Annotated in this window: 15 protein-coding genes; 6 read left to right on the top strand and 9 right to left on the bottom strand. The window is 54.0% G+C overall.

The annotated features are described in order from the left end of the window. The first annotated feature begins 41 nt into the window (after window positions 1-41). Window positions 42-1,154 carry an iron-sulfur cluster carrier protein ApbC gene (gene apbC / locus U869_RS0115895; RefSeq protein WP_025119523.1) on the top strand — a complete coding sequence of 371 codons (1,113 nt, stop codon included), beginning with the start codon at window positions 42-44 and terminating at the stop codon, window positions 1,152-1,154. 162 nt (window positions 1,155-1,316) lie between these two features. Here the strand turns inward: apbC and U869_RS0115890 are convergent, their stop codons facing one another. Beyond that, window positions 1,317-1,949, bottom strand: a complete 633-nt coding sequence (locus U869_RS0115890; protein WP_025119522.1) for a phosphatase PAP2 family protein — start codon at window positions 1,947-1,949, stop codon at window positions 1,317-1,319. A gap of 244 nt (window positions 1,950-2,193) precedes the next feature. Between U869_RS0115890 and udk the strand changes: the two genes are divergently transcribed. The 4 genes from udk (at window position 2,194) to U869_RS0115870 (ending at window position 6,574) form a co-directional block, all read left to right on the top strand. Then, the gene (gene udk / locus U869_RS0115885) at window positions 2,194-2,835 is read left to right on the top strand and encodes a uridine kinase (RefSeq protein WP_025119521.1); all 642 of its coding nucleotides are present in this window, start codon (window positions 2,194-2,196) and stop codon (window positions 2,833-2,835) included. 126 nt (window positions 2,836-2,961) lie between these two features. After that, window positions 2,962-3,543, top strand: a complete 582-nt coding sequence (dcd, locus tag U869_RS0115880; protein WP_024484888.1) for a dCTP deaminase — start codon at window positions 2,962-2,964, stop codon at window positions 3,541-3,543. A 35-nt stretch (window positions 3,544-3,578) separates the two neighbouring features. After that, window positions 3,579-5,420 (top strand): outer membrane assembly protein AsmA, encoded by a 1,842-nt coding sequence (gene asmA, locus U869_RS0115875; protein ID WP_025119520.1) that lies wholly within the window; start codon window positions 3,579-3,581, stop codon window positions 5,418-5,420. Window positions 5,421-5,569: 149 nt separating this feature from the next. Further along, complete coding sequence (locus U869_RS0115870; RefSeq protein WP_025119519.1) at window positions 5,570-6,574, top strand: LacI family DNA-binding transcriptional regulator; 1,005 nt, start codon at window positions 5,570-5,572, stop codon at window positions 6,572-6,574. Window positions 6,575-6,710: 136 nt separating this feature from the next. Here the strand turns inward: U869_RS0115870 and araD are convergent, their stop codons facing one another. From araD to U869_RS0115835, 7 genes are all read right to left on the bottom strand, one after another. Beyond that, window positions 6,711-7,403 carry an L-ribulose-5-phosphate 4-epimerase gene (gene araD / locus U869_RS0115865; protein ID WP_025119518.1) on the bottom strand — a complete coding sequence of 231 codons (693 nt, stop codon included), beginning with the start codon at window positions 7,401-7,403 and terminating at the stop codon, window positions 6,711-6,713. Then, the gene (locus U869_RS0115860) at window positions 7,397-8,266 is read right to left on the bottom strand and encodes an L-ribulose-5-phosphate 3-epimerase (RefSeq protein ID WP_025119517.1); all 870 of its coding nucleotides are present in this window, start codon (window positions 8,264-8,266) and stop codon (window positions 7,397-7,399) included. Before U869_RS0115860 ends, araD begins: the two co-directional genes overlap by 7 nt. Continuing rightward, window positions 8,253-9,743, bottom strand: coding sequence for an FGGY-family carbohydrate kinase (locus U869_RS0115855; RefSeq protein WP_025119516.1), 1,491 nt, complete (start codon window positions 9,741-9,743; stop codon window positions 8,253-8,255). The genes U869_RS0115860 and U869_RS0115855 overlap by 14 nt, the downstream gene beginning before the upstream one ends. Before the next feature lie 16 nt (window positions 9,744-9,759). Further along, on the bottom strand, window positions 9,760-10,749 hold the full coding sequence (locus U869_RS0115850; protein WP_025119515.1) for an ABC transporter permease: 990 nt from the start codon (window positions 10,747-10,749) through the stop codon (window positions 9,760-9,762). Beyond that, window positions 10,746-12,236, bottom strand: a complete 1,491-nt coding sequence (locus tag U869_RS0115845) for a sugar ABC transporter ATP-binding protein (protein WP_025119514.1) — start codon at window positions 12,234-12,236, stop codon at window positions 10,746-10,748. Before U869_RS0115845 ends, U869_RS0115850 begins: the two co-directional genes overlap by 4 nt. Window positions 12,237-12,382: 146 nt before the next feature. Further along, on the bottom strand, window positions 12,383-13,300 hold the full coding sequence (locus U869_RS0115840; RefSeq protein ID WP_025119513.1) for a substrate-binding domain-containing protein: 918 nt from the start codon (window positions 13,298-13,300) through the stop codon (window positions 12,383-12,385). A 131-nt stretch (window positions 13,301-13,431) separates the two neighbouring features. Continuing rightward, window positions 13,432-14,499 carry an alcohol dehydrogenase catalytic domain-containing protein gene (locus U869_RS0115835; RefSeq protein WP_025119512.1) on the bottom strand — a complete coding sequence of 356 codons (1,068 nt, stop codon included), beginning with the start codon at window positions 14,497-14,499 and terminating at the stop codon, window positions 13,432-13,434. A 580-nt stretch (window positions 14,500-15,079) separates the two neighbouring features. On the opposite strand from U869_RS0115835, the gene dcuC reads away from it, so the two are divergent. Continuing rightward, window positions 15,080-16,435, top strand: a complete 1,356-nt coding sequence (gene dcuC / locus U869_RS0115830; protein WP_025119511.1) for an anaerobic C4-dicarboxylate transporter DcuC — start codon at window positions 15,080-15,082, stop codon at window positions 16,433-16,435. 143 nt (window positions 16,436-16,578) lie between these two features. On the opposite strand, the gene U869_RS0115825 is transcribed toward dcuC, so the two are convergent. Next, entirely contained in the window at window positions 16,579-18,165 is a 1,587-nt protein-coding gene (locus U869_RS0115825; RefSeq protein WP_025119510.1) for a TerC family protein, read from the bottom strand. Between the last annotated feature and the right edge of the window lie 68 nt (window positions 18,166-18,233).

Genomic DNA, 18,233 nt, shown 5'->3' with positions numbered 1-18,233 from the left:
TGCTTGTCAGGTTGCTATCCATTCAAAATCAAGGAGCCGGGATGAACGCCAAATCCCCTGAGCAGACCAACCCTGAAGTTCTGCGCGCCCTGGTGACCGGAGTATTGGCCGCCTTCGAACACCCGACGTTAAAAAACAACCTGACTGCGCTGAAAGCCATTCATCACTGTGCGCTGATGGACAATGTCCTGCATATCGAACTGGTCATGCCGTTTGCCTGGCAAAGCGGGTTTGAGGCGCTGAAAGAGTCAGTCAGTGCAGAACTGCTGCGCGTCACCGGCGTACAAGCTATCGACTGGAAGCTGAAACACGACATCACTACCTTGAAACGTGCCAACGATCAGGCCGGTGTGAAAGGCGTACGTAACATCATTGCCGTCAGCTCTGGCAAAGGCGGGGTGGGGAAATCCAGTACTGCAGTCAACCTGGCGCTGGCGCTGATCGCCGAAGGTGCCAAAGTGGGCATTCTGGATGCGGACATTTATGGCCCGTCGATCCCCAATATGCTGGGCACCGAGCACGAACGTCCAACCTCGCCGGACGGCCAGCATATGGCCCCGATCGTGGCGCACGGCTTAGCGACCAACTCCATCGGCTATCTGGTGACCGATGACAACGCGATGGTGTGGCGTGGCCCGATGGCCAGCAAGGCACTGCTGCAACTGTTGCAAGATACGATCTGGCCAGACCTGGATTATCTGGTGCTGGATATGCCGCCGGGCACTGGGGATATCCAGTTGACGCTGTCGCAGAATATCCCGGTCACCGGTGCGCTGGTGGTGACGACGCCACAAGACATCGCCTTGCTGGATGCCGCCAAAGGTATCGTGATGTTCGAGAAAGTGCATGTACCGGTATTGGGCATCGTTGAGAACATGAGTATGCATGTTTGCAGCAACTGTGGTCATCACGAGCCAATCTTTGGCACCGGTGGCGCAGAGAAGCTGGTGCAGAAATACCATAGCCGCCTGTTGGGGCAGATGCCGTTGCATATCTCACTGCGTGAAGATCTGGATCGTGGTCAACCGACCGTGGTCAGCCGCCCGGATAGCGAGTTTGCCGAGATGTACCGCCAGTTGGCTGGGCGCGTTGCGGCTCAGATGTACTGGCAGGGGGAAGCCATTCCTACCGAGATCTCCTTCCGCGCGCTTTGATTTTCCGAATTACGTGCTCGTTTTTTTCCCCTCACCCCAACCCTCTCCCCAAAAAGGAGAGGGAGCTGGTACGGGGCAGGGGTCAGGTGTCTGCGTAGGGGCGCCGCATGTTGCGCCCGTTAATCTGTGGCTCGATCGGTCCCCTTTCCTTGTGGTAGCGGGTTAGGGTGAGGGGGACATTGGCTTCTTATGCAAATCGGCCCGCACAAACGGTTTTTCCACCGGAGCAATGGTCACGGCAATCCTTTCCAGCAACCCCTGGGTCGGTGCCGCAGTGCCTGAGTTGATCAGAACAATGGGCAGCGCCAGCGTAACGGCAATTTTACGGTAGGACAGCCGCGGTGGCTGCGTACCGCGTTGCAACAGCAAGAAAGTGCTGCTGACGATAAAGCCAAGCGCCAGGCCAGTGATCACCTCAGAAGTGGAATGAGCGTGGATCACCAAGCGTGAATAGCCTACAGCGGCGGCCAATAAATAACCGACGATCACCGCAGTCCGTCTGACCGGTGAAGAAAAACGCCCGCACAGCAACCACAGGATAACCGGCCAGATACTGGCAGACAGGGCCGAGTGGCCGCTGAAGCCGGTAAAATCCCAGTTGCGGCTGCCGATGCCCCAACCCATAAATGCCAGCTTCGAAACGCAAACTACGGCACCCACGCCGCCAAACAGTAGCATCCATTGCCAGGTGGGTTTTCTGCTGGTCGGGGACAGGATTAAAATAATAAAGACGATGGCTGCGCAGGGCAGCAACAGCATGCTGTCACCGAAAAAAGTCAGAAAATGCCAGTTCATTAATGGTTGTACTCTAAGAGATAGAATCGAAGACGGTCTTATGATGGTGTGAATTGTACTCTGAGCCGCTGATTTGCAGTAGCGTAAAAAATCTGAAATCCCCCGATAACAGAAAATCTGCGCGTTAATCCGGTGATTATCTCCCATCATACCGTCTAAATGCTGGCGCCAAGGGGACTAACTCCCTATAATTGGCCTGTTTTATACCCCCTTTCCCCACATATGAAATCAGGTCTTTAATTTTATGACTGACAAGTCGCATCAGTGCGTCATTATTGGTATAGCTGGCGCATCAGCCTCCGGAAAAAGCCTTATTGCCAGTACGTTATACCGCGAACTCCGCGATCAGGTTGGCGATCAACACATCGGTGTGATCCCGGAAGACAGTTACTACAAAGACCAAACGCACCTGACCATGGAAGAGCGGGTCAAAACCAACTATGACCACCCCAGCGCCATGGATCACAACCTGCTGTTCCAGCATCTGCAAGCGCTGAAGGCCGGTAAAGCGATCGAGTTGCCGCTGTATAGCTACACCGAACATACGCGTAAAAAAGAGACCATTCATCTGGAACCGAAGAAGGTCATCATTCTGGAAGGGATCCTGTTGTTGACGGATATTCGCCTGCGCCAGGAAATGAACTTCTCGATCTTTGTCGATACCCCGCTGGATATCTGCCTGATGCGCCGTATGAAGCGCGACGTGAATGAGCGTGGCCGCTCCATGGATTCTGTCATGGCGCAATACCAGAAAACCGTGCGCCCAATGTTCCTGCAGTTTATTGAGCCTTCAAAGCAGTACGCCGATATTATCGTGCCACGTGGCGGTAAGAACCGTATCGCGATAGATATCCTGAAGGCCAAAATCAGCCAATTCTTTGAATAAGTCATTAACAGGCTGGCGCTTTTTTTCCGGCCTTTAGCGAACTATTTGAGTCCTGACATAGACCTTGAGCCCGTTGTGTGGCAATTTTCGTATGAGTTTATGTGCCTTGATGGAATGGAGAAAATAATGAGACTGTGCGACCGCGATATAGAAGCCTGGCTGGATAACGGAAAACTGGTGATTTCACCGCGTCCTCCCATTGAGCGTATTAACGGGGCCACAGTGGATGTCCGTCTGGGCAATCAGTTCCGTGTGTTCCGTGGCCATACCGCCGCTTTTATCGATCTCAGTGGCCCCAAGGATGAAGTGAGTGCTGCCCTTGACCGCGTGATGAGCGATGAAATCGTGCTGCCGGAAGGTGAAGCCTTCTTCCTCCATCCGGGCGAACTGGCGCTGGCGGTGACGCTGGAGTCGGTCACCATTCCCAACGATCTGGTGGGCTGGCTTGATGGCCGCTCTTCGTTAGCCCGTTTGGGCCTGATGGTGCATGTTACCGCGCACCGTATCGATCCAGGTTGGCAAGGCTGTATTGTGCTGGAGTTCTATAATTCAGGTAAGCTGCCATTGGCGTTACGCCCTGGCATGTTGATCGGTGCGCTAAGCTTTGAACCGCTTTCCGGGCCTGCGGCACGGCCATACAACAGCCGCCAGGATGCAAAATACAGGGATCAGCAAGGGGCCGTGGCCAGTCGTATTGACAAGGATTAACAGCGAACCGGTATTACGCTGACACGAGGAAGGGCATGAGAAGACTACTGACGGCTTTGGTGATTTTGCTGGTAGTGCTGGTGGCAGGGATGTCTGCCTTGGTGCTGCTGGTTAATCCTAACGATTTCCGTGGCTATATGACCAAGAAGGTTGAGCAGAGCAGCGGCTATCATCTGACGCTGGAAGGCGACCTTCGTTGGCATGTTTGGCCGCAGTTGAGCATTCTTGCCGGGCGAATGACGCTGACCGCACCAGGGGCTGCGGCTCCGGCGGTCAGTGCGGATAATATGCGTCTGGATGTCAAACTGCTGCCGCTTCTCTCCCATCAACTTTACGTTAAGCAGGTGATGCTGAAAAACGCCGTCATCCGCCTTACCCCCGACAGTGCGGAGCAAAGCCAGCCTGATGCCCCTATAGCCCCCGGAGGTAACCAGGCGGATGATAGCTCGGGATCGCTGTGGAAATTTGACATCGACAATCTGCGGGTGGTCGACAGCCTGCTGATCTGGCAGCGTGCCAATAACGAACAGATTAACGTTCGCGATATCAATCTGACCCTGCAACAAAATGACAAACATCAGGCGGAGATAGAGCTTTCCAGCCGGGTGAATCGCGATCAACGCGATCTGACCTTCAACCTGGTGGCCAATGTCGATCTGCAACAATTTCCCCGCCAGGTAGACGCGCAGGTTACGCAGTTCAGCTACCAGCTTGAAGGTGCCGATATTCTTGCTGGCGGCATCAAGGGGGAAGGGAGCGTACAGGCGGTTTATCAGCAGTCTTCCCAGCTCATTGCCTTCAGCCAACTGATGCTCAGTGCCAATGATAGTCAGTTGACGGGAAGTGCCAGCGCGCAGTTGGGGCCGGTGCCCGCGTATTCATTGGATCTCAGCGCCACGCAGCTCAACCTGGATGCGCTCTCGGGCTGGCAGACCAAGATTCCTGATGAGGCGACGCAGCCGCAGCCGGTAACCTCTGCCCCGGTGATCGCCAACCAGGCGGACGATCCGCAGCAGAATTTACAGGTGTTGCGTGATTTCAACGCGCAGCTCAAGTTGAAGGCCGATCAGGTCACCTACCGTGGGATGTCGATTAATCATCTGGCGGTACAGGCTGACAATCAACGGGGGTTAATGACCGTTGAAACGTTGTCTGGCAAGCTGGCAGGCGGTGATTTCTCTCTGCCTGGTTTGTTAGATGCGCGAACGGCTAAACCGCTGATCAAGCTACAGCCGCAGTTACGGCAAATTGAGCTGGGTGAGGTACTCAAAGCCTTTGGCATGCCATTGGCGTTGACCGGCACGTTCAACATGCAGGGTGATTTGAGCGGCGATCGGCTCAATGCGGCTGCTTTCGAACATCGCTGGCAAGGGACGGCGGAACTCTCGATGCAGAATGCGCAACTTCATGGTTTGAATATCCAACAGCTTATCCAGCAAGCCGTCGCACGTAATGACAGTAGCGTGCGTGGCGAGGATAACTACCAGCGTTATACCGCAGTGCAACAAATGAGCGCCAAGGCCAGCTTGAGCAAAGGGCAAATCACGCTCAGCGATCTACAGGCCCAGTCACCGGTGATGAGCCTGACTGGCAACGGCACGCTCAATATGCCAGGCAAACAGTGTGATTTGACGCTGAACGTGCTGGTGACGGGAGGTTGGCAGGGCAACAACGCGTTGATCGCAACGCTGCGTGAAACACCAATCCCACTGCGTGTCTATGGCCCATGGGATCAGCTCAATTATCAGCTACAGTTCGATCAGCTACTACGCAAAACGCTGCAGGATCGCGCCAAAGGGGCCTTGAATAAGTGGGCCGAGAAGAATAAAGATTCCCAGGAAGGCCAGGATCTGAAAAAGCTGCTCGATAAGCTGTAAACGCGATCGAGCCAGGCCCGCGCTCTCTTTTGCTGGAGAGCGTAGGGCTTACGTCATAATCGACAAACCACCGTTCATATTCATCTGGCATACTGCTGGCGGCTTCCCTACAATAAGGAATCTGTTAATGAATAAAGCAAGGATTGACGGTGCCAAAAGCAAATTCTAATGCCACCATTGTGGATATTGCCCGCCGAGCCAACGTGACCAATATCACTGTCTCCCGTGCTTTTAATAAACCTGAACTGGTAAAGTCTGAAACGCTAGAGAAAATTCATGCTATTGCCAAAGAGCTTAATTATGTTCCCAATGCTTTCGCTCAGGGATTAAAGAAAAGCAGCAGCCAAATTATCGGCATCGTTACCAGCAGCATGTATAACCCTTTTTACTCTAACCTGATCCAAACCGTTTCGCGCATTGCCCGCTTGCAGGGGTATCAGATTATGCTGTTTGATACCGACGGTAGTGAAGAGGCAGAAATGCAGGCGGTACAGGCGCTGTTCGGTTATAAGGCGCGGGGGATTTTGCTCTCTGCCGTACGCGACGATCGGCACTATCAACCCGCCTATCTTGATCAGGCGGAACGCTATCATACCCCGCTAATTCTGATTGACAGAGATATTTATAATCAACAACTTAGTGGCGTATTCCTCAACAACCAAGAGATTGGCAAGCTGGCCGGAAAATACCTGGCTGAACAGCCGGAAAGCAATATCCTGATCCTGGGTGGCCCGGCAGATTCGGAAATTACCTTGGCGCGAACTCAGGGCATTATTGACGCTCTGGAGGGGAGGGGGGGTAAAATCACCATTATTAATGGCGATTATGATTTTATTTCTCAGGCGGCACGGGTTAAAGAATATCTCGCCGATGAACGGCATCAACCGGATTATATCGTTGGTCTCAACGGTATTATCACACTAGGCGCTATTTCATTGTGCCATCAGTTGGATATTTATCATCGGGTAAAATTCTTTTCGATCGATGAACCTCCCAAAGCGCGGGATTATGGCCAACATATTGCCGGGGTTTATCACGACACGCAGGTGCTTGGGGAAATAGCGGCGGAACTCCTGTTTAATGCGATTAAAAATAATAGCAGCGACCAACCCTTAAGGCGGGAATTCTTCACCGGGATGTTGCTGGTGGAGTGATGTGTGCTCCCCTCACCCTAACCCTCTCCCACAGGGAGAGGGGACTGAACGTGCCACATTTTTGCTCCTGACTCAACCGCTACGCCGCACTGGCTCCCTCTCCTTTTTGGGGAGAGGGCTGGGGTGAGGGGGCCTTTTACTGCCCGTAGTAAGCGTTTTTACCGTGCTTGCGTAAAAAGTGCTTATCCAACAGCGCCGGTTGCATGGCCGGGATCGCCGGGGTTAACTGCCGCGTGGCCATCGCCATGGCCGCCACTTCCTCCATCACCACGGCATTATGCACCGCATCTGCTGCCGTTTTCCCCCAGGCGAACGGCCCGTGGGAATAGACCAGCACCCCCGGCACCTGCTGTGGATCGCGCTTCGCCTGCTGGAATGTCTCGATGATCACCTGGCCGGTTTCCCGCTCATAGTCGCCAGTAATTTCGTCCCCACGCATGGGACGCGTGCAGGGAATGTCCCCATAAAAATAGTCGGCATGCGTGGTACCCAACGCCGGGATAGCCTGGCCAGCCTGTGCCCAGATGGTGGCATTACGGCTATGGGTATGAACGATGCCGCCGATAGTGGGAAAGGCGCGATACAGCGCCAAATGGGTATCGGTATCTGAGGACGGTTTACGCTGCCCTTCTTTAATCACGCCGTCCAAATCCACCACCACCAGATCTTCCAGCGTCATCTCCTCGTAGGCGATCCCCGAAGGTTTGATGACCACCAGTCCCTGCTGGCGATCGATTGCCGACACGTTGCCCCAGGTAAAGGTCACCAACCCATAGCCTGGCAGGCTGAGATTGGCCGCCAACACCTGCTGCTTCAGCTCGCTTAACATGTGATACCTCCCTGTTTCATCTGCTGCTCGATCCAGCTTTTGGCCTGGCTGATATGTTGGATATCCTGGCCGTCGTTGCGGGTCCACATTTCCAGCAGGAACGGGCCGCGATAGTTGAGCCGCTTTAACACGGCAAAGGTATGAGCGAAATCGACGCAGCCGCTACCGAAAGGCACATCGCGGAATTGCCCTGTGGTGCCTGGTAGCACCGGCAAGGTATCTTTTAAATGAATGGCGGTGATCTTATCGATGCCGTGCTCCAGCTCGAAGGTGACGTCATTGCCCCAGGCGCTGAGGTTGCCGATATCGGGATAGACGGTGAACCATGGGCTTTCAATCTGCCGGGCAAACTCGCGCCATTTGCTGATGCTGTTGATAAAGGTGGTATCCATAATCTCTACGGACAGCATCACTTGAGCTTTGGCCGCCAGTGCTACCGCCCATTGCATTCCTTCGATAAAACGCTGGCGCGTATGGCGATCGGCCGTTTCGTAATAGACGTCATAACCCGCTAGCTGAATATTCCTGACGCCGACGTCAACGGCGAAATCTACCGCCTTCTCCATCAACGTGCGTGCTTGCTGCCGGATAGCCGCATCATTACTGCCAAACGGATAGCGGCGATGAGCGGATAAGCACATGCTGGGTATAGTGATACCGCTGTCAAAACGGGCGTTAATCAGCGCCAGCCGCTGCTGACGATCCCAGTCCAGACGTTGTTGGCGCTCCGGCTGCTCATCAATGGAGATCTCCATAAACTGGAAGCCCAGTTCACTGGCAATACCCAGCCGTTGTGACCAATCAAGATCTGCTGGCAAGGCTTTCTCGTACAGCCCCAGCGTGACGTTATTAGTGGTTTGCATGATGATTGGCCTTATTTAATGCTTGGGCGATATTCAAGTAACCCGCATAGCTATCGCGTAAGCATTTGTTAGCCGCCGCGTCGGGATAATAGGTTTGCAATTCAGGTTTGATCACCTGCACCGCTTCGTTAAAGCTGCTGTATTCCCCGGCACCCACGGCGGCACATATCGCCGCGGCCCGGCAGCCACTTTGCTGGATATTGACCACTTCCAGCGGCAAATTGCCGGCGTTGGCAAACATCTGCATCCACACGTCAGACTGTGTGGGGCCGCCGGTCATACGGATACGTTCCACCCGCGGATTTAGCTCCACCAAGCGATCCTGATGAACCAGATGCGAGAACACGATGCCCTGATAAATCGCATGGACGATATCGGCCATATCATGGTGCCCGCTCAGGCCAATCAACCCGCCCGGCAGGTTGCTGCCGAGGTTGGAGCCGAACAGATAGGGCAGGAAGGTGATGTCGCTTGGCCGCTGGCTGCGTTCTTGTACCCAACGATTAAACTGCGCATAGCGCTGGTGGTCGTTGTCGCAAAACTGGCGTAAGAACCAGGCCAGATTGCTCGCCGAAGTTGGGCTACCTTCGTGGACAAAGTAGCGGCCTTCCATGCAATACCGTCCCCAGGCAAAGGGATGGGAGGAGGGGATCAGGCTCTCCGTTACACAGGTGGCGATCGACCAGGTGCCAGCCACGGCGCTCAGAGTGCGATCGTCGACGACCCCCGAGCACAAGGCCGCGCCAACCACATCAAACAGGCCGCCATACACCGCCGTTCCTGCTGACAATCCGCATTGGGCGGAGGCCGCAGCGGTGACTTGCCCGGCAAGCTCGGCTGAGCCTAGCAGCGGCGCGGTTTTATCGGCCACTTCTTCGATGCCGAAGGCTGTCATCAACACCGGGTCGTAATCGGCCGTTTGCTGATTAAACAGGTTGCTGCCGGAGATGTTGGTGATTTCCGCCGTCGCTTCACCCGTCAGACGAAAACGCAGATAGTCATGGGCCATCAGCACCCGATCGATGGCCTCAAACCGTGCTGGCTCATGCTGCTTCAACCAGCGTAACAGCACTGCCGGATGACTGTTCCAGACAGGTTGCAGGCTGCGTGGGTAGGTGATGGCTTCGATACCCTGTTGCTGTAACTCAACCACCATCGCCGTGGCGCGAGTATCTGAAGACACGATGCCGTTACGCACTGGCTGACCTTGCTTGTCAATGGCATAGAGCCCCTTGCCGTGCGATGAAAAACTCACGCCGCGCACCTGTTCGCCGGTGATCGCCGCGAGGCTAAGCACCTGACGAATGGTCTGGCAAAGATCGCGCCACAGACCTTCCATCTCGCGCTCAGAGAAGCCGGGCTGTGGGGAAACGGTTTCCCCATCACATTCCGCCACGGCAATCTCATCACCGTTAGCCCGGTAGAGGCCCGCCTTGATCAGCGTGCCGCCAATATCAATGCCCAGAAAATATCCCATATCCGTGCTCCCTGACTTATTTACGGCGGCTGGAACTGAGGTAGATCGCCGCGAGGATAATGCCGCCCTTGACCACGTTCTGGATATAAGGCGATACGCTCATCAAATTGAGGCCGTTGTTCAGTACGCCGAGCATCATGGCACCGACCAGCGTGCCGATGATGGCGCCTCTGCCACCGGAAATGGCGGCTCCGCCAAGCACGACGGCGGCGATGGCATCCAGTTCAAACCCTTCACCGGCGTTGGGTTGCCCGCTCATCAGGCGCGAAGTCAGTACCAACCCGGCCAGCGCGGCGGTCGTGCCGCTCACCACATACACCAGGACTTTGTAGCGTGGAACGCGGATACCGCTCAGGCGCGCGGCTTCTTCGTTGCCGCCAATGGCGTAGACGTAACGACCAAACGGCAGGTGGTTAAGCATCAGGTAGGCCAGAATGTAGACGCCGACCATGATCAGCACCGGCACCTGAATGCCTAACACGGAACCACGTCCAAAGAAGGAGAACATGTCTGGCAGGCCGGAAATCGGATAGCCGCCGGTATACAGCAACGCCAAACCACGGGCGATGCCCATTGACGCCAGGGTCACGATAATGGGTGGCATACGCAGATAAGCGATACAGGCGCCGTTGGCCAGCCCGAACAGGGCACCGATCACCAACGCGGCGACCATCGCCAGCGGGATTGGGATGCCGCCCAGCATCAAGCCAGCGGCAATCGAACCGGACAGTGCCATTACCGGCCCGACCGAGAGATCGATACCGCCGGTCAGGATCGCGCAGGTCATGCCCACCGCAATAATGGCGTTGATCGACACCTGGCGTGCCACGTTGGTCAGGTTATTGACCGTCAGGAAGCTGTCATTCAACCCGCTCATTAACAGGAACAGGATGGCGAAGCCGATAAATGGCAGCATCGCTGGGTGGTGCAGCAACTTCTCCCAGCGCTTGCCGAGGCTCTGCTTCTGGGCCACCTGCGAAGGTGGAGATTGTTCAATTCCGATCATAATGCACTCCCGGTTGCATGAAGCATGATGTTATGAGACTCGATTTCATCACCTGCCAATTCGGCAACAATGTGGCCACCGCGGAACACCAGCACGCGATCGCAAACGCCGATAATTTCCGGTAATTCAGATGAAATCATGATGATGGAAATGCCTTTCTGCGTGAGCTGTTGCATCAGCTGATAGATTTCGGATTTGGCGCCGACGTCAATGCCACGGGTAGGCTCATCAAAAATAAGGATGTTGCAGTCATTGTTCAGCCAGCGGGCAATGACCACCTTCTGCTGGTTGCCGCCGCTCAGCGTGCTGACTACGGTGTCCGCGTCCGGCGTTTTCACACCCACCGCGCGGATCAGACGTTGCACGATGTCGTCGTCCTTGCGGGCGTTAACGAATATTTTGCCGAACCGCTCATGGCGATTGAGGGTGATGTTCTGGGCCACGGAAAAGGGCAGCACCAATCCTTCGGTTTTACGGCTTTCCGGCAGCAGGCCAATGCCTTGCTTCAATGCCAAAGCCGGGTTACGCAGGGTGGTTGCTTGCCCGCCGAGACTGACCTGTTTGCGATAGCAGGGGCTGGCACCGATCAGCGCGGAGACCGTCTCGGTACGGCCAGAACCTACCAGGCCAGCAAATCCGAGGATCTCCCCTTTGAACAGGTGGAAACGATCTTCCTGCTGATGCTTGGTACGCTGAATGCTGGCTTCCAACAGGCGTACCGAAGTATCGACAGGATGTGCTTTCACTGGGAAGGCATTTTCGATTTTGCGCCCGACCATCAGCTTCACCAGTTCATCCACGTTGGTGTCGGCCGTGGGCAGCGTTTGCACATAAGTACCGTCGCGCAAGACGGTGATCTGGTCGCAGACGGTGAAGATTTCATCCAGATGGTGGGAGATGAATATCATGCCGACGCCCAGCAATTTCAGATCGTTCATCACGCTGAACAGGTGATCGGCTTCACCCGGCGTCAAAGTGGCAGTTGGCTCATCCAGCACCAGCATGCGGGCATCCAAAGACAGCGCCTTGGCAATCTCGACAAACTGCTGCTGCGCCACGCTCAACTGCGCTACCGGGCAATCCAGGTCGATATTCACCGTCAGCCGTTTGAAAATAGCCTCGGCTTTTTTGCGCATGGCTTTGCGATCTAATAATCCCCAGCGGTTCCTGATTTCCCGATTGAGGAAAATATTGTCCAAGGCGTTCATATAAGGAATAAGCGAGAATTCCTGAAATATAATGCCCACTCCGGCATTAATGGCCTGCCGATAATTGGCAAACTGGCGGCTTTTACCCTCCATGATTATTTCGCCAGAATCCGGTTGGTGAATACCACACAGGATTTTCACCAACGTTGATTTACCGGCACCGTTTTCCCCTAGCAACGCGTGTATTTGGCCATGCTGAATGGTGAGGTCAATACCATCCAATGCCTTCACGCCCGGAAAAGACTTCTTTATCTGTTTTAATTCTAATAACGCCGTCACGGTTAACTCCTCCGGGTTTTATACCCACCGTTGCGAAATCGATCGGGTATCAACCTCAACCGGCTCATTATGTAGGGACGCAGTATGCCGCGCCCCTACATAGCGAATCTTGCTTGCCCCGATGCCATCGTTTCGAGGCCGGGCGCTTACCAGCTAAAGCCCTTGGCGTTGCTGCTGTCGATCAGCTTCACTTTCACCGGAATGGTGGCCGGGACGTTGGCACCCCAATAGCGGGCCAGAGCAATGCCCAAGGCAATACGTGCCTGATCGCGTGGGAATTGTGCGGAGGTGGCGATAAACGGCGAGTTGGCTTTCAAAATCTCTTTAATCGCTTCTGGCTGGCCATCGACGCTGACCAACTTGACCTTGGCACCGTTACTCTCAATGGCTGCCAGTGCGCCTAAAGCCCCCACATCGTTGACGCTGAAGATACCGGCCAGATCGGGAGTGGATTGCAGCATGTTTTCGGTTACGGTCAGCGCGGTATCACGCTCTTGTTTGCCGTTTTGCTTGGTGACAATCTTCATTTCCGGGTGTTTCTTAATGGCATCCTCAAAGCCGCGCACGCGTTCCAGGATCGGCACTACCGGGATACCATCCAGGATCGCCACTTTGCCTTTGTTGCCCAGGGATTTGGCCAGGTATTCACCCGCCTGGAAACCGGCATCATAGTTTTCCGAGCCGACAAAGGAGTCCAGCGGGCCTTCGGCCTGGGCATCGATCGCCACGACCACCGCCCCGGCTTTATGGGCCGAGATCACCGCCGACTGCACGCCAACCGAATCGGTCGGGTTAATCAGTAAAATATCGACCTTCTTTTGCAGCATATCTTCCACATCATTAATCTGCTTTGAGACGTCATGATGGGCATCGGCAATATACAGCTTGGCGCCAATATCACCGGCAGCCTGCTCTAATGCCTGTTTCATTGAGACAAAATAATCGTTATTCATTTCCTGGAATGAAACGCCAATGGTGATCTGCTTGGCTAATACCGATTGGCTGGCCAGCAACATGCCGCCGGCCAACACTACGGGTAAGGTTTTCTTGATAAATGAAAACATAAGGTGATTCTCCTGTTGTAGGGTCGGTGTCTTTCTTTCGGTGTTATTTATAATAATTGTGTCGTTAGCGGCCAGAGGTCGGCCTCGCCATAAAAGGCGTAATGTTATTGCTTAAAACTAATCACTCAATATTAAGGAACCAAAATAACCTTGATGGAATCGGTTGAATCGGCCAGAGCAAATGCCTGATCCCATTCTTTTAATGAGTAACTGTGGGTCACCACGCCCTTGGAGGTCACCAGGCCGCGTTCAAACAGATCGATGGCAATTTCATAGCTGTAGGGGGCAAGGTGTGCACCGCGGATATCCAGCTCTTTGCGATCGCCGATAATTGACCAGTCTACAGTGGTTTCTTTGCCAAACACGCTGAACTCGACAAAGCGACCCAGCTTACGGATCATCTGCAATCCCTGGGTAACGCCGATCGGTGCCCCGGTCGCTTCAATGTAAACATCGCAGCCGTAGCCATCGGTTAACGCTTTGACGATTTTATCGGCATCTTCCTTGAGCGGGTTGATCACCACATCGGCACCGAACGCTTTCGCCAGTTCCAAACGCTCGTCGATGGCATCAATCACGATCAGTTTTTTCGGCGTTTTCAGCTTGGCAACCTGCACCATACACAGACCCAACGGCCCGGCACCGGCCAGCACCACGACGTCGTCTAACTGGATGTCCCCACGGGCAACGGTGTGGATGGCACAAGCCATTGGCTCGATCAGCACCGCATCTTCATGGCTGAGGCTTTCCGGGATCTTGTGTACGATGGCGTTGGCGGAAAAACGCATGTATTCCGACATCCCCCCCTCGGCGACGTCCTTCTGGAAGCCGTAGATATTGTGGGTCTCACACATCCAATAGCTGCCGGACTTACAGTAACGGCATTCCCAGCAGGGGACGATCTGCTCAGCGATAACGCGTTCGCCGATCTTGTACTTCTGCTCGCTACCTTCTCCCATGGCAACAATGCGGCCGTAAAATTCGTGGCCGGGTACCACCGGCGGTTTCACCCAAGGATTTTCACCCCAGAACATTTGGGCACCGTTTTTACATTTACAATCACCGGCACAGATCCCACAGCCTTCGACCTTGATCACCAACTCCTTGGCTAAAGGCAGCGGGGTAGGGACTTGTTCAAAACGGTAATCCTGCGGGCCATGGCAAACTACCGCGCTCATTTTTTCGGGTAACTGACTCATTTTCCTCTCCATTATCAGGCTTGATAGCGATATAAAAATTAATGTTGACGTTGTCATTTTTAGAAAAATAAAAAGGGTAAGACTTATTTAAGTTTTATCATTCATCATGTTATGCATAAGTTTTAGCACCAGACTAAAAATGACAACGTGAACATTGGCGATCATATAACCAAACTGGAGAAAACATTTGTTTGATCAAACTCACACATTGTTAACATCTAGCGTAAAGATTCTACAAATTCAGATCATGATCACAATGTTGTGCAGGTTTTGTGCAAGTCAGGGGAGGGGTGAATTAGTTAGTTCATTGAAATTAAATAAGTTATTTATTTCCTGCTAATGCGGTGCCCTGTGCTGGGCAGTTTGTTAGCGATCTCTGACCTCGACCATCCAAGGGGGAAGGCTGCTCACATATCGTGCAAAAGCGACCTGGCTGGTAATTTCACAATTTGTTGATAGTTTCCCCCCGCAACCTTGATGAATGTCATAATATCCTGTACTGATTTTCGGCAGAGTGTGGCGTTATTCGGCTGCGATCGGGCGATGAGCCGGAATAAAATAATTAAATCGAGGAATTACAATGGAACTTCTGATTGGGGCCTTGGTGGCGGTGCTGGTTGGCCGCTACATCATCAAAGGCTATTCTGCCACTGGGGTGTTAATGGTTGGTGGCCTGGTGCTGCTGACGGTGAGTGCATTTATGGGCAAAAATCTGCTGCCCGCCAGTGCAACTTCGACGGGGTGGCGCGCCACCGACATTTTCGAATATGTGAAAATCCTGCTGATGAGCCGCGGTGGCGGTCTCGGCATGATGATTATGATGCTGTGTGGTTTTGCCGCGTATATGACGCACATCGGTGCCAATGACGTGGTGGTAAAACTGGCATCCCGCCCACTGCAGATGATCAACTCCCCTTACTTGCTGATGATTGCGGCCTACTTTGTCGCTTGCCTGATGTCACTGGCCGTTTCTTCGGCGACAGGGCTGGGCGTGTTACTGATGGCAACGCTGTTCCCGCTGATGGTCAACGTCGGGATCAGCCGTGGTGCGGCGGCGGCAATCTGTGCTTCTCCGGCGGCCATTATCCTTTCACCTACCTCGGGTGATGTAGTGCTGGCAGCCAAGGCGGCCGAAATGCCGCTGGTGGATTTTGCTTTCAAAACCACCTTACCGATTTCCATAGCGGCCATTATCTGTATGGCGATTGCCCACTTCTTCTGGCAGCGCTATCTCGATCGCAAAGCCAACGAACAGCACCATATTATGGACGTGAGTGAAATCACGACCAACGCACCTGGCTTCTACGCCATCTTGCCATTTACCCCGATCCTCGGGGTGCTGGTCTTTGACGGTAAATGGGGTCCTGAGCTGCATATCATTACCGTGTTGGTGATTTGTATGTTCATGGCTGCGGTGATTGAATTTATTCGCAGCTTCAATGCCAAAACGGTGTTTACCGGTTTGGAAGTGGCATACCGCGGCATGGCCGATGCGTTCGCCAGCGTGGTCATGCTGTTGGTCGCGGCAGGGGTGTTTGCCCAAGGCTTAAGCACCGTCGGTTTTATCAGCGGCTTGATTGATTTGGCACAATCGTTTGGCACTGGTGGCATCATCATGATGTTGGTGCTGGTGGTGATCACCATGCTGGCGGCGATGACGACCGGCTCTGGTAATGCGCCGTTCTATGCGTTTGTTGAGCTGATCCCGAAACTGGCTACCCAGATGGGGGTTAACCCGGCTTATCTGGTGATCCCGATGCTGCAAGCCTCCAACCTGGGCCGTACGCTCTCGCCGGTTTCTGGCGTAGTGGTGGCGGTTTCCGGCATGGCAAAAATCTCCCCGTTCGAAGTGGTCAAGCGTACCTCGGTACCGGTGATTGTCGGGCTGGTGGTGGTGATTGTTGCTACGGAATTGCTGGTGCCGGTGCATCTGTAAGTAGGTTGAAACTGCCAACCGTGGGCGTTGCATGTTGCGCCCATTGAGATTGCTGGGCACCCAAGGCGGGTGCCTGCTAACAAAACTGTATCGGTTGCCAATTGTAGGGGCGCTGCATGCAGCGCCCGTTTGGGTTGCCGGATTTACTCTTCGTCTTCATCGCTAGGTGCCGCCAGCGGCGTGATCTTCACCTTGACGATACGGTGGCTACTGATTTCCAGCGGTTCAAACAGATAGTCGCCAATCTTCAGTTGTTCACCTTCGCGTGGAATACGCTGGCAATGCTCCATCAGCAAACCTGCCAGGGTATGATATTCCCGCTTTTCTTCTATCGGCAGTGGCACATACAACACCAGGTCTTCCAGCGGCATATGGCCATTGGCAATCCAGTACCCTTCGCTGGTTTGCTGGATATCATGGCGTGCATCAACCTCTTCATCGGCCTCTGGCAGATTACCGGCGATGGTTTCCATCACGTCGGTTAAAGTGACCACCCCTTCGACCGAACCAAACTCGTCTACCACAAACGCAAAGTGGGTTTTGGCCTGGCGGAACTGCTCCAGCGCAGAGAGCAAAGTTAACTGCTCCGGGAAGATCAGGGGTTGGCGCACCAACGCCCGCAGATCCAGTGGTAATTGCTGCAACTGCTGCTTCAGCACATCAATAGTGTGGATCACCCCTAATGGCTCATCGCTGGCGCTATTTTCCGTTACCACGATGCGCGTATGCTGATTTTTCTCCAATAGCTGCGTCAATTTATCCAGAGGACCGTTTAGCCCAAGGTATTCCACATCGTGACGCGAGGTCATGATACTGCTGACGGTGCGCTGTGCCATACCCAGCACCCGTTCGATCATGTGACGTTCCTGCTGGTTAAAGATTTCACCATTATCGTTATAGCTGTCTGCCAGCAGATGCGCCGAATGGCTGTCGATCTCGGCCTCTTCGTGCTTGCCGCTTAACATACGCAACACGGCTTCCGCGGTACGCTCACGCAAAGGCCGCACCTTGGAAAGAAAACGGCGGCGGTTAAACTGGGCAAACTGGTTCAGGGCTTCGATCATCACAGAGAAACCGATCGCTGCGTAGAGATAACCTTTCGGAATGGCATAGCCAAAGCCTTCGGCCACCAGGCTGAAACCAATCATCAGCAAGAAGCTGAGGCACAGAATAACAATGGTTGGATGGGCATTCACAAAGCGCGTGAGCGGCTTGCTGGCCAGCAACATCAAACCAATGGCGATACATACCGCGATCATCATCACGGCCAGATGATCGACCATCCCGACGGCGGTGATCACCGAATCTAGTGAGAAGACGGCGTCCAAAACCACAATCTGTGCGACTACCGGCCAGAACCGGGCCCCTTTCCGTGGCCCGTGATGTTCTTCGTCTTTCCCCTCCAGCCGCTCGTTAAGCTCCATGGTGGCTTTAAACAGCAGGAAGATACCACCAACCAGCATAATCAGATCGCGACCACTGAAAGCGTGCCCCATAGCCACAAACAGCGGCTTGGTCAGGGTGGCTAGCCAAGATATTGAGGCAAGCAGCACCAGGCGCATCACCAGCGCCAGCAAAAGACCGACAATGCGGGCTTTATCACGTTGTTTCTTAGGTAATTTCTCCGCCAAAATGGCGATAAAGATCAGGTTGTCAATGCCTAGTACAATTTCCAGTACAACCAGGGTGGCCAAGCCGGCCCAAATTGTTGGATCTGCGATCCATTCCATACGCCTAATTTCACCTTTTAGTTCGACGGCTTATGCCGCATTGAGAATGATGGACGCTGAGAGAGTGG

The sequence above is a fragment of the Serratia sp. H1w genome (genome assembly GCF_000633355.1).
GTDB lineage: Bacteria > Pseudomonadota > Gammaproteobacteria > Enterobacterales > Enterobacteriaceae > Chania.
The sequence above is the reverse complement of the archived record's forward strand: the minus strand, read 5'-3'. Positions and strand labels throughout refer to the sequence as shown.